The organism is Acinetobacter sp. YH12105, from assembly GCF_013419095.1.
GTDB lineage: Bacteria > Pseudomonadota > Gammaproteobacteria > Pseudomonadales > Moraxellaceae > Acinetobacter > Acinetobacter pseudolwoffii.
Map to the genome: position 1 here is coordinate 1 of NZ_VPAU01000005.1, position 13,294 is coordinate 13,294.

10 protein-coding genes and 1 tRNA gene are annotated in these 13,294 nt (G+C 45.0%); 10 read left to right on the forward strand and 1 reads right to left on the reverse strand.

What is annotated here, in order from left to right; genetic code table 11:
* From FTU44_RS05515 to rplL, 8 genes are all read left to right on the forward strand, one after another.
* A partial coding sequence (locus tag FTU44_RS05515) for an elongation factor Tu (protein ID WP_180000122.1) occupies positions 1-809 on the forward strand: 809 nt, incomplete at its 5' end.
* 52 nt (positions 810-861) lie between these two features.
* Positions 862-937: transfer RNA gene (locus FTU44_RS05520), tRNA-Trp, on the forward strand.
* 74 nt (positions 938-1,011) lie between these two features.
* Positions 1,012-1,452, forward strand: coding sequence for a preprotein translocase subunit SecE (gene secE / locus FTU44_RS05525; RefSeq protein ID WP_005095267.1), 441 nt, complete (start codon positions 1,012-1,014; stop codon positions 1,450-1,452).
* Positions 1,453-1,459: 7 nt separating this feature from the next.
* A complete protein-coding gene (nusG, locus tag FTU44_RS05530; RefSeq protein WP_004278615.1) occupies positions 1,460-1,993 on the forward strand; it encodes a transcription termination/antitermination protein NusG in 534 nt (177 codons plus the stop codon).
* Between the two features lie 119 nt (positions 1,994-2,112).
* Positions 2,113-2,541, forward strand: coding sequence for a 50S ribosomal protein L11 (gene rplK / locus FTU44_RS05535; protein WP_004278614.1), 429 nt, complete (start codon positions 2,113-2,115; stop codon positions 2,539-2,541).
* A gap of 3 nt (positions 2,542-2,544) precedes the next feature.
* Positions 2,545-3,240 (forward strand): 50S ribosomal protein L1, encoded by a 696-nt coding sequence (gene rplA, locus FTU44_RS05540; RefSeq protein ID WP_005095271.1) that lies wholly within the window; start codon positions 2,545-2,547, stop codon positions 3,238-3,240.
* 300 nt (positions 3,241-3,540) lie between these two features.
* Complete coding sequence (rplJ, locus tag FTU44_RS05545) at positions 3,541-4,047, forward strand: 50S ribosomal protein L10 (protein WP_005095272.1); 507 nt, start codon at positions 3,541-3,543, stop codon at positions 4,045-4,047.
* A gap of 46 nt (positions 4,048-4,093) precedes the next feature.
* Complete coding sequence (gene rplL / locus FTU44_RS05550) at positions 4,094-4,459, forward strand: 50S ribosomal protein L7/L12 (protein ID WP_005095274.1); 366 nt, start codon at positions 4,094-4,096, stop codon at positions 4,457-4,459.
* 63 nt (positions 4,460-4,522) lie between these two features.
* Here the strand turns inward: rplL and FTU44_RS05555 are convergent, their stop codons facing one another.
* Positions 4,523-4,774: a hypothetical protein gene (locus FTU44_RS05555; RefSeq protein ID WP_034608820.1), complete on the reverse strand. Its 252-nt coding sequence runs from the start codon at positions 4,772-4,774 to the stop codon at positions 4,523-4,525.
* Between FTU44_RS05555 and rpoB the strand changes: the two genes are divergently transcribed.
* Positions 4,768-8,856 (forward strand): DNA-directed RNA polymerase subunit beta, encoded by a 4,089-nt coding sequence (gene rpoB, locus FTU44_RS05560; RefSeq protein WP_005095277.1) that lies wholly within the window; start codon positions 4,768-4,770, stop codon positions 8,854-8,856. The two genes, FTU44_RS05555 and rpoB, sit on opposite strands and share 7 nt — an antisense overlap.
* 177 nt (positions 8,857-9,033) lie before the next feature.
* Positions 9,034-13,224, forward strand: a complete 4,191-nt coding sequence (gene rpoC, locus FTU44_RS05565; protein WP_005173031.1) for a DNA-directed RNA polymerase subunit beta' — start codon at positions 9,034-9,036, stop codon at positions 13,222-13,224.
* Positions 13,225-13,294 lie beyond the last annotated feature (70 nt).

Genomic DNA, 13,294 nt, shown 5'->3' on the forward strand with positions numbered 1-13,294 from the left:
TACCTTACATCGTTGTATTCTTGAACAAATGCGACCTTGTAGACGACGAAGAGCTTCTTGAGCTGGTTGAAATGGAAGTTCGTGAACTTCTTTCTACTTATGACTTCCCGGGCGATGACACTCCAGTAATCCGCGGTTCTGCACTTGCTGCACTTAACGGTGAAGCTGGTCAGTATGGCGAAGACGCTGTTGTTGCACTGGTTGAAGCACTTGACTCTTACATTCCAGAGCCAGAACGTGCAATCGACCTTCCATTCCTTATGCCAATTGAAGACGTATTCTCAATCTCTGGTCGTGGTACAGTAGTAACTGGCCGTGTAGAGACTGGTATTGTTAAAGTAGGCGAATCAGTTGAAATCGTTGGTATCCGTGATACTCAAGTAACTACAGTTACTGGCGTTGAAATGTTCCGTAAATTGCTTGACGAAGGTCGTGCAGGCGAGAACTGTGGTGTTCTTCTACGTGGTACTAAGCGTGAAGACGTACAACGTGGTCAAGTATTGACTAAACCAGGTGCGATCAAGCCACATACTAAATTCGATGCGGAAGTATACGTACTTTCTAAAGAAGAAGGTGGTCGTCACACTCCATTCCTTAACGGTTACCGTCCACAGTTCTACTTCCGTACTACGGACGTAACTGGTGCGATCGCGCTTAAAGAAGGCGTTGAAATGGTTATGCCTGGTGACAACGTTGAGATGTCAGTAGAGCTAATCCACCCAATCGCAATGGACCCAGGTCTACGTTTTGCGATCCGTGAAGGTGGTCGTACAGTGGGTGCTGGTGTAGTTGCTAAAGTAACTGCATAATCATAGAATAAGATAAACGGGTTGGGGTTTCGGCTCCAACTTGTTATTTTGCAGGTCAGTAGTTCAATTGGTAGAGCGTCGGTCTCCAAAACCGAATGTTGGGGGTTCGAGTCCCTCCTGACCTGCCAAGTTTTGAAAAAGACGCTTGATGTCGGCAAAATTGGTCATATAATAAGTCGCGAAACCTACGACGAGTACAAAAATGTCGAATGAAAAATCACGCGACGCATTAGGCGAAGCGGCAATTCCTCAAAGAAATAATCCTGCAGTAGATGTAAGTTCTGGTTCTCCATTAGACATGGTTCTATGGGTTATCGCCTTGATTTTATTGGTTGGTGCAATGATGGTAAACCAATATTTACCAGCATACTGGGCCCCTGCGAATGATATTTGGGTGCGTGTTGGGGTGATTTTGGCTTGTATCGTTGCAGCATTCGGTTTATTATACGCCACCCATCAAGGCAAAGGCTTTATTCGTCTGCTGAAAGATGCACGAATCGAGCTCCGTCGAGTGACCTGGCCTACCAAGCAAGAGACTGTGTCCACATCTTGGCAAGTTCTTGTTGTAGTCGTAATTACCTCCATTGTTTTATGGTGTTTCGATTATATTTTAGGCTGGTTAATCAAGTTTATTATCGGGTAAGAGAGCTATGAAACGTTGGTACATTATTCATGCCTATTCAGGTTATGAAAAACAAGTAATGCGTTCGCTTAATGATCGAATCCAGCGTAGCGCTGTTGCCGATAGCTTTGGTGAAGTCCTGGTTCCTACCGAAGAAGTGGTAGAAATGAAGGATGGCAAGAAACGTAAATCAGAGCGCAAGTTCTTTCCTGGCTATGTTCTAGTCGAAATGGAAATGAATGACGACACTTGGCACATTGTTAAAGAATGTCCGAAAGTTTTAGGCTTTATTGGTGGTACGGCGGAAAAACCGGCGCCAATTACGCAAAAAGAAGCCGATGCGATTCTTGCGCGTGTACGCAATACTGGTGAAGCACCTCGTCCTAAGACGATGTTTGAACCAGGCGAAGAATTACTCGTAGTTGACGGTCCATTCACAGACTTTAAAGGTGTGGTGGAAGAAGTTCAGTACGAAAAGTCACGTTTGACGTTGACCATTAATGTATTTAACCGTCCAACTCAAGTTGAACTGGAATTTCGTCAAGTCGAAAAATCAGTTTAATTGGTTTGGGTTGAAAACGCCTGATTTGCGTGCAAATCAGGCATTGTTGTTGTAACGGTATCGTTACTTGAAATCATTGGGGAGCCTTCACCGGCGTTTGCACCCAGAGGTAATTTGAAATGGCTAAGAAGATTGACGGCTATATCAAGCTGCAAGTTCCAGCTGGTAAAGCGAATCCATCTCCACCGATTGGTCCTGCACTAGGTCAACGTGGTGTGAACATCATGGCATTCTGTAAAGAATTCAATGCTGCGACACAAAAAGTTGAAGCTGGTCTACCAATTCCAGTCGTGATCACTGTGTACAACGACAAGTCGTTCACATTCATCATGAAAACTCCACCTGCTGCTGTTCTTCTTAAGAAAGCTGCTGGTATCCAGAAGGGTTCAGCTGTACCTAACAAAACTAAAGTTGGTAAGTTGACTCGTGCTCAAATCGAAGAAATCGCGACTACTAAAGAACCAGATTTGACTGGTGCTGATTTAGACGCACGTGTACGTACCATTGCTGGTTCTGCGCGTTCTATGGGCTTGGAAGTGGAGCTTTAAGACATGGCTAAATTAACTAAACGTCAAAAAGCGATCGTAGCTGCTGTAGAAGCGCACAAAGTTTACACGCTAGAAGAAGCTGTTGCAGTTTTAGAGAGCCTTCCAGCTCCTAAATTCAAAGAATCTTTGGATATCGCGGTAAACCTAGGTGTTGATCCTCGTAAATCTGACCAAGTTGTTCGTGGCGCGACTACACTTCCTGCAGGTACGGGTAAAACTGTACGTGTAGCTGTATTCGCTCAAGGCGCTGCTGCTGAAGCTGCTAAAGCTGAAGGCGCAGACGTTGTTGGTTTCGATGATCTTGCTGAAAGCATCCAAGCGGGTAACCTTGACTTTGACGTTGTAATTGCTGCTCCAGATGCAATGCGCGTTGTAGGTAAACTTGGTACGATCCTTGGTCCACGTGGCTTAATGCCAAACCCTAAAGTGGGTACGGTAACTCCTGACGTAGCAACTGCAGTTAAAAATGCAAAAGCTGGTCAAGCACGTTACCGCGTAGACAAAGCGGGTATTATCCACGCTGCGATCGGTCAAGTAGGTTTCACTGCTGAAGCTGTTCGTTCAAACGTTGAAGCACTTGTTGCTGACTTGAAACGTTTAAAGCCTGCGACTTCTAAAGGCGTATACATTCAAAAGATCACTTTGAGCTCAACTATGGGTCCTGGTTTGATCGTTGATGTAGCAAACGTTTCTAAATAAGTCTCGACTTATACAGAATTTTAAAGCCCTGAGTAAGTTTTAAAGCACTGCTTTAAAACTTACGCAAGAAACGCTCCGTCGTATTTTGCAAACTTAGGCAAACTTTGAATTGATAAATGAAAATTTATCAGCGTCAAAGACCGCGGGCGAGGGGAGTTTTATGCTTCGCTCTTAATCGTCCAGCCTGCGTAGACGCGGTGGTGTGATTTGTTCATCCTCCGCGTGTTAGTCCAGTGATGGATTAACGAATTGGGAGTGTACTTCGCGTAAGTACATAAATCACCGTTAGGAGGTTTTACAATGGCTCTTCTTATCGAAGGCAAAAAACAGATCGTAGCTGAAGTAACTGAAGTTGCTTCTACTGCATTTGCCGCTGTTGTTGCTGACTATCAAGGTTTAACTGTTGAGCAATTAACTGCTCTTCGCGTTGAAGCTCGTAAACTAGGTGTTCACACACGTATCGTGCGTAACACTTTGGCTAAACGCGCTCTTCAAGATACTCAATTCAATATCTTGAACGACAACCTTGTTGGCCCAACAATCTTAGCTTTCTCGACTTCTGAAGACGACATGGGTGCTGCTGCACGTTTGTTCGAAGAATTCGCTAAAACTAATAAAGCATTTGAACTTAAAGCTGCTGCATTTGATGGCAAACTTTATCAAGGCGAAGAAGTTAGCGTTATCGCGAATCTTCCGAACCAAGAAAAAGCGCTTACTATGCTTGCAAACGTTCTTCAAGCTCCTATTTCGAAATTGGGCCGCTTACTTACAGCGCTTCAAGAGAAAAACGAGTCAGAAGCTGCTTAAGCTCAAACTTACACACATCATTCAATACCCATTTGGAATTAATCTCATGGCTTTAACAAACGAAGAAATCCTAAACGCAGTTGCTGAAAAAACTGTTCTTGAACTTGTTGAACTTATTTCTGCTTTCGAAGAGAAATTCAACGTTTCTGCTGCTGCTGTAGCTGTTGCTGCTGGTCCTGCTGCTGCTGCTGCTGAAGAGCAATCTGAATTCAATGTTGAATTGACTTCTTTTGGCGCAAACAAAGTTGCTGTAATTAAAGCAGTTCGTGAAGCAACTGGCCTTGGCTTGAAAGAAGCTAAAGACATGGTTGAAAGCGCTCCTACAGTTCTTAAAGAAGGCGTTTCTAAAGAAGAAGGCGAAGAACTTAAGAAGAAACTTGAAGAAGCTGGTGCTACAGTTACTCTTAAGTAATAGCTTAAGGGAGCCGGTTTTTTTATAATCAGCTCCAAAAATTGGCTGATGGCTCTTGGGTCATCAGCCTTTTTGCGTTACAATAATCGGCTCGATTTTTGTTTGCATGATATAAAAATCATACAAATTAAAAATAAACATAATGAACAAACGTTTACCAATATTTTTCAGTAAAAAAATATTGATAAGCGTTTTAATACCACTAAAAATTGCAGCATTTGTAAAGAGTGGTGGCCATATCGGCCAGCGTAATTCCTTCTGAGCCCGTTCTGCAGGCGGGCTTGGTTTACACTTTCCGAGGACTCCAGATGGCATACTCATATACCGAAAAGAAACGGATCCGTAAGAATTTTGGTAAATTGCCTAGCGTTATGGATGCTCCGTACCTGCTCGCGATTCAAGTCGACTCGTACAGAACGTTCTTACAAGATGGCAAATCACCAAAAAACCGCGAAGATATCGGTCTCCAAGCCGCATTTCGTTCAGTTTTTCCTATAGAAAGTTATTCTGGCAATGCTGCTTTAGAATTTGTTGAGTATAGTCTTGGTAAGCCTGAGTTTGATGTACGCGAATGTATTCTTCGTGGCTCAACTTATGCAGCACCAATGCGTGTAAAAATTCGTTTGATCCTGAAAGATCGTGAAACGAAGTCAATTAAAGACGTACGTGAACAAGAAGTCTATATGGGCGAAATGCCATTGATGACGGATAACGGTACCTTTGTAATTAATGGTACCGAGCGTGTAATCGTATCTCAATTACACCGTTCACCAGGCGTATTCTTTGACCACGATAAAGGTAAGACTCACTCAAGTGGTAAAGTCCTTTATTCAGCGCGTATCATTCCTTACCGTGGTTCATGGTTAGATTTTGAATTCGATGCCAAAGACCTGGTCTATGTACGTATTGACCGTCGTCGTAAATTACTTGCGACTGTGGTGCTGCGTGCGCTGGGTTATAGCAACGAAAACATTCTCAACATGTTCTACGAGAAAGTCCCTGTATATCTTGACATGGGTAGCTATCAAATTGACTTGGTGCCGGAACGTCTGCGCGGCGAAATGGCACAATTTGACATCTTGGATAAAGATGGCAAGGCAATCGTTGAACAAGGTAAACGTATTAACGCGCGTCATGTACGTCAGATGGAAGCTTCAGGTCTTGAAAAACTTGCAGTGCCTGATGAGTATTTGTATGAGCGTATCACGGCTGAAGACATCGCATTAAAAGATGGCGACGTGATTGCTGCAAATACCGTATTGAGCCATGAAGTCATGGTGAAAATTGCAGAAGGCGGCGTGAAGCAGTTTAATGTTCTGTTCACCAATGATATCGACCGTGGTTCATTCGTTGCAGATTCTCTACGTGCAGATACTACGACCACTCGTGAAGAAGCATTAGTAGAAATCTACAAAGTCATGCGTCCGGGCGAGCCACCAACCAAAGAAGCAGCTGAGAACCTGTTCAATAACCTGTTCTTCTCTTCTGAGCGTTATGACTTGTCTCCAGTCGGTCGTATGAAGTTCAACCGTCGTTTGGGTCGTCCTTACGAAGTGGGTACAGACCAGAAGTCGCGTGAAGTTGAAGGTATTCTCTCGAACGAAGATATCACTGATGTATTGAAAACATTAGTTGAAATCCGTAACGGTAAAGGTGAAGTCGACGATATCGATCACTTGGGTAACCGTCGTGTTCGTTCTGTGGGCGAAATGACAGAAAACCAATTCCGTGTCGGTCTGGTTCGTGTAGAACGTGCTGTTAAAGAACGTTTATCTCAAGCTGAAACAGACAACCTGTCTCCGCAAGATCTAATCAATGCGAAGCCTGTTGCTGCTGCAATCAAAGAATTCTTTGGTTCAAGCCAGTTGTCTCAGTTCATGGATCAAAACAACCCGTTGTCTGAAATCACGCACAAGCGTCGTGTATCAGCACTTGGTCCCGGTGGTTTGACGCGTGAACGTGCGGGCTTTGAAGTACGTGACGTACATCAAACGCATTACGGTCGTGTATGTCCAATTGAAACGCCGGAAGGTCCAAACATTGGTTTGATCAACTCGCTTTCTGTATATGCTAAAGCGAACAACTTCGGTTTCTTGGAAACGCCTTACCGTAAAGTAGTTGATGGCCGTGTAACCATGGACATTGAATACCTGTCTGCGATTGAAGAAGTGGGTACTGTGATTGCACAGGCCGATTCTGCAGTAGATGCTGATGGTAATTTATTAGAAGAAGTTGTATCTGTACGTCACCAAGGTGACTTTGTACGCATGCCGCCGGAAAAAGTAACGCATATGGATGTATCTGCTCAGCAGGTTGTATCTGTGGCTGCGTCACTGATTCCGTTCCTTGAACACGATGATGCTAACCGTGCATTGATGGGTTCAAACATGCAACGTCAGGCTGTTCCTACGTTAATCGCTGACAAACCACTCGTAGGTACGGGTATGGAAGCGAACGTAGCACATGACTCTGGTGTGTGTGTGATCGCTCAGCGTGGTGGTCGTATTGAGTTTGTTGATGCATCTCGTGTCGTGATTCGTGTGAACGAAGAAGAGATGATCGCAGGTGAGGCAGGTGTAGATATCTATAACCTGATCAAATACACCCGTTCAAACCAAAACACCTGTATCAACCAGAAAGTTCTGGTGAACCTGGGCGATAAAGTGGGTCGTGGTGACGTATTAGCTGATGGTCCATCGACTGATGGCGGTGAGCTAGCGCTTGGTCAAAACATGCGCGTCGCATTCATGACCTGGAACGGTTACAACTACGAAGACTCGATCTTACTTTCAGAGCGTGTACTTCAAGAAGACCGTTTAACCTCGATTCATATCCAGGAATTGTCATGTGTCGCACGTGATACTAAGCTTGGTGCTGAAGAAATCACGGCCGATATCCCGAATGTGGGTGAAGCAGCGCTTTCTAAACTTGATGAATCAGGTATTGTTTACATCGGTGCTGAAGTAACAGCAGGTGATATTCTTGTTGGTAAAGTGACGCCTAAAGGTGAAACGCAGCTAACGCCGGAAGAAAAATTGCTTCGTGCAATCTTCGGTGAAAAAGCAGCTGACGTTAAAGATTCATCTTTACGCGTTCCATCTGGTACCAAAGGTACTGTGATTGATGTTCAAGTGTTTACACGTGATGGTCTTGAAAAAGACGAACGTGCTCAAGCAATTGAAAAAGCTCAGCTTGATGCTTACCGTAAAGACTTGAAAGAAGAGTTCAAGATCTTTGAAGAAGCAGCACGTGAACGTGTAATTCGTTTGTTGAACGGTCAAGAGTCGAATGGTGGCGGTACCACTAAACGTGGCGACAAACTGTCTGAAGACGTGTTGTCTGGTTTAGAGCTTGTTGATCTTCTTGAAATTCAACCGGTTGATGAAGCAATCGCTGAACGTCTAACGCAAATTCAAGTGTTCTTGAAAGAGAAGAGCTTCGAAATTGACGAGAAATTTGCTGAGAAAAAACGCAAACTTTCTACAGGCGATGAGCTGACCACTGGCGTATTGAAAGTAGTTAAAGTTTATCTTGCGGTAAAACGTCGCATCCAGCCGGGTGATAAGATGGCCGGTCGTCACGGTAACAAGGGTGTTGTATCAAACATCTTGCCGGTAGAAGACATGCCACACGATGCCAATGGTGTACCTGTTGATATCGTACTGAACCCGCTGGGCGTACCATCGCGTATGAACGTGGGTCAGATTCTTGAAACTCACTTAGGTATGGCTGCCAAAGGTCTTGGCGATCAAATCGACAAGATGATGAAAGAACAGCGTACTGTACTTGAGCTTCGTGATTTCCTGGACAAGATTTATAACAAAGTTGGTGGCGAGCAAGAAGATCTTGACAGCTTGACTGATGAAGAAATCTTGAAACTTTCTGGTAACTTGCGTGCTGGTGTGCCTTTGGCAACACCTGTATTCGATGGTGCTGAAGAAGGTCAGATCAAAGAATTGTTACAACTTGCAGGTCTATCAAGTACTGGTCAGACAGTATTATATGATGGTCGTACTGGTGAGCGTTTCGACCGTCCAGTAACTGTAGGTTATATGTACATGCTGAAACTGAACCACTTAGTTGATGACAAGATGCATGCGCGTTCAACTGGTTCTTATTCTCTAGTCACGCAACAGCCGCTGGGTGGTAAAGCACAATTCGGTGGTCAGCGTTTCGGTGAGATGGAAGTCTGGGCACTAGAAGCTTACGGTGCAGCATATACGCTACAAGAAATGCTGACTGTGAAATCGGATGACGTTGAAGGCCGTACCCGTATCTACAAGAATATTGTAGATGGTAACCATTATATGGACCCGGGTATGCCTGAATCGTTCAACGTATTGACCAAAGAGATCCGTTCTTTAGGTATCAACATTGAACTGAAAAATGGTGACTAATTAGTTCCATTGAATCTCCCTTGCGAAGCAGTGCTTCTCACCTCTTTAAGAAAGAGGGGAAAGTCCCTCTTTATAAAGGGGGATTTAGGGGGATTCTTGGGATTCCCAATTCAGTTAAAAACAATATTTGTGACCCAGTCGAGAAGTGAAAATCTCCTCGACACACGGAGAAAAAAATTGAAAGACTTGCTCGATATCATGCGCAAAAAGACGGATTCAGACGGTCATGCTCCTGTAGAGTTTGACCGCATCCGTATTGGTCTTGCGTCACCAGAAATGATTAAGTCATGGTCTCACGGTGAAGTTAAAAAGCCAGAAACCATTAACTATCGTACGTTCAAACCTGAACGTGATGGTTTATTCTGTGCCAAAATCTTTGGTCCAGTAAAAGATTACGAATGCTTGTGTGGTAAATACAAGCGTATGAAATACAAAGGCGTCATTTGTGAAAAATGTGGCGTTGAAGTAACAACTGCGAAAGTTCGTCGTGAACGTATGGGTCACATCGAGCTAGCTTCTCCAGTTGCACACATCTGGTTCTTGAAATCATTGCCGAGCCGTATCGGTCTATTATTAGACATGACGCTACGTGATATCGAACGCGTATTGTATTTCGAATCTTATGTGGTTACCGATCCTGGTATGACACCATTTGAGAAATACCAGCTTCTGAACGATGAAGAATACTTCAATGCGTTGGAAGAACACGGTGATGAATTCACAGCGAAAATGGGTGCTGAAGCGGTTCAAGACTTGTTGAAAGACATCGATCTTGAAGCTGAAATTGCGCGTCTTCGTGAAGAAATTCCTGTGACAACTTCAGAAACCAAGCTGAAAAAAGCCTCTAAGCGTTTGAAGTTGATGGAAGCATTCAACGATTCGAACAACAAGCCAGAATGGATGGTGTTGACTGTACTTCCAGTTCTGCCACCAGACCTTCGTCCGTTGGTACCACTTGAAGGTGGTCGTTTCGCGACTTCTGACTTGAACGATCTTTACCGTCGTGTGATTAACCGTAACAACCGTTTGAAGCGTCTTCTTGACCTTGCAGCGCCAGACATCATCGTACGTAACGAAAAACGTATGTTGCAAGAGTCTGTCGATGCATTGTTAGACAACGGTCGTCGTGGTCGTGCAATTACCGGTTCAAACAAGCGTCCGCTTAAATCTTTGGCAGATATGATCAAAGGTAAGCAAGGTCGTTTCCGTCAGAACTTATTGGGTAAACGTGTCGATTACTCAGGTCGTTCGGTCATTACCGTTGGTCCAAACCTGCGTTTGCACCAATGTGGTCTTCCGAAGAAAATGGCACTTGAACTGTTCAAGCCATTCATTTTCGCGAAACTACAAGCATCTGGTCAAGCAACCACCATTAAAGCTGCGAAGAAAATGGTTGAGCGCGAGACGCCAGAAGTTTGGGACGTTCTTGCTCACGTGATCCGTCAACATCCAGTGATGTTGAACCGTGCGCCAACACTTCACCGTCTAGGTCTTCAAGCATTTGAACCGATCCTGATTGAAGGTAAGGCGATCCGTCTACACCCACTCGTGTGTGCTGCGTTTAACGCCGACTTCGATGGTGACCAAATGGCGGTACACGTACCATTAACACTTGAAGCGCAGTTAGAAGCGCGTGCGTTAATGATGTCGACCAACAACATCTTGTCTCCAGCGAACGGTGAGCCAATCATCGTGCCGTCTCAGGACGTTGTCTTGGGCTTGTATTACATCACGCGTGATGCAATCAATGCCAAAGGTGAGGGCATGGTGTTCGCGGATACTCACGAAGTAAACCGTGCACTGGCAACAGGTCAGGTTGATCTACACGCTCGCGTTAAAGCACGTGTACACCAGACTGTCATCGATGAAGATGGCAACCGTGAACATCAAACCATTATTGTAGATACCACACCTGGTCGCTGCCTACTTTGGGAAGTTGTGCCTGAAGGTATGGATTTCCAGCAAATTAACGTTGAGATGACCAAGAAAAACATCTCTAAGTTAATTAACTCTTGCTACCGTAAATTGGGTCTGAAAGATACTGTTATCTTCGCTGACCAATTGATGTACCTAGGCTTCCGTCAGGCGACGCGTTCAGGTGTATCTGTCGGTATGGAAGACATGGTTATTCCACCGCAAAAACAAGTCATTATTGGTAAAGCGGAAGCTGAAGTTCGTGAAATCGAACAACAGTTCGAACAAGGTTTCGTAACTGCCGGCGAACGTTATAACAAAGTGGTCGATATTTGGGCGCGTACCAATGACCAGGTTGCTAAAGCGATGATGGACAACTTGTCTTTCACGACTGTTAAAAACAAACAGGGTGAAGACGAGAAGCAAAAATCATTCAACTCGATCTACATGATGTCTGACTCGGGTGCCCGTGGTTCGGCAGCTCAGATTCGTCAGTTGGCGGGTATGCGTGGTTTGATGGCGAAGCCGGATGGCTCGATCATTGAAACGCCTATTAAAGCGAACTTCCGTGAAGGTTTGACTGTACTACAGTACTTCATCTCGACACACGGTGCGCGTAAAGGTTTGGCCGATACAGCACTGAAAACTGCGAACTCTGGTTACTTGACGCGTCGTCTGGTAGACGTTGCGCAAGACTTGGTGATTACCGAGCCAGATTGTGGCACCTTCGACGGTCTAGTAATGACACCATTCATTCAAGGTGGCGATGTCATCGAGAACTTGGGTGCACGAGTATTGGGTCGTGTGGTTGCTGAAGATGTGAAACGTGTCGGTACAGACGAAGTTCTGCTTCCACGTAATACTTTAATTGACGAGAAACTGGCGACGTTTATCGAAAGCCAAGGTGTCGACGAAATTAAAGTACGTTCGGTTGTAAACTGTGCGTCTACTTTCGGTGTATGTGCGAAATGTTACGGCCGTGACTTGGCGCGTGGTCATCAGGTGAACCCGGGTGAGTCTGTTGGTGTCATGGCAGCTCAATCAATTGGTGAACCAGGTACACAGTTAACTATGCGTACCTTCCACGTGGGTGGTGCTGCAAGCCGAACGTCTGCTGCAAACAGCGTACAAGTTCGTAACCAGGGTACAGTGCGTTTCCACAACGTGAAAACAGTACAACATGCCAAAGGTCACTTGGTATCGACTTCACGTTCAGGTGAGATCGGTATTGCGGATGATTTAGGTCGTGAGCGCGAGCGCTATAAACTGCCTTACGGTGCATCTATCTTGCTAAAAGATGGCGAAGCTGTAGAAGCAGGCGGTATCGTGGCGACTTGGGATCCGCATACACATCCATTGGTAACAGAAGTTGCAGGTAAAGTGCGTTTCAGCCAGATCGCTGATGGCGTGACCGTGACTTCGAAAACTGATGATGCAACAGGTATGTCAACCATCGAAATCTTGCCAGTGACTTCACGTCCTGCGTCAGGTAAAGATTTGCGTCCTGCTGTAGTGTTAGACACAGTTGAAGGCACTGAACAGTTCTACTTCTTGCCACAAAACACCATTCTTTCTGTCCGTGATGGCGAAACGATTGGTGTCGGTGACGTTATTGGTCGTGTACCACAAGAATCTTCACGTACCCGTGATATTACCGGTGGTCTACCGCGTGTAGCTGACTTGTTCGAAGCACGTAAGCCGAAAGAGCATGCAATCCTTGCAGAAGTATCGGGCGTTGTGAGCTTCGGTAAAGAAACCAAAGGTAAGAACCGTCTGGTGATTACACCGGATGATGGCTCTGAGATTTACGAAGAGCTGATTCCGAAATGGCGTACCATTAACGTGTTCGAAGGCGAACATGTGAACCGTGGTGAAACCATTTCTGATGGCCCACAGAACCCGCATGACATTTTACGTCTGAAAGGTGAAGTGGCGTTGACCAACTACATCGTGAACGAAGTTCAGGACGTATACCGTCTGCAAGGTGTAAAAATCAACGACAAGCACATTGAAGTCATCGTACGTCAAATGCTGCGTAAAGTGGATATCACTGATGGTGGCGATACCAGCTTCATCAAAGGCGAACAAGTGGATTACATCCGTGTTGTACAAGAAAACCAAGCAGTTCTTGCACAAAACAAGTTCCCTGCGAAGTTTGAACGTCTGTTGATGGGTATTACCAAAGCGTCGCTTTCGACTGACTCGTTCATCTCTGCTGCATCGTTCCAGGAAACCACACGTGTGTTAACTGAAGCGGCTGTAACAGGTAAAGAAGATGACTTACGCGGTCTGAAAGAAAACGTGGTTGTAGGTCGTCTGATCCCAGCGGGTACAGGTTTGGCTTACCATCTCGAGCGTCGTCGTCAAGAAGCAGAAGCTGCAGAATTTGAACTGCACAATGACTTCTCTGATGTTGATCAAGCTTTAAGTCAAGCATTTAACGAAGAATTCTAATTCAAGTTAAAGCTAAAAAAGAGACGCCTTCGGGCGTCTTTTTTTGTCTTAAATACATAAAAATTAAAAG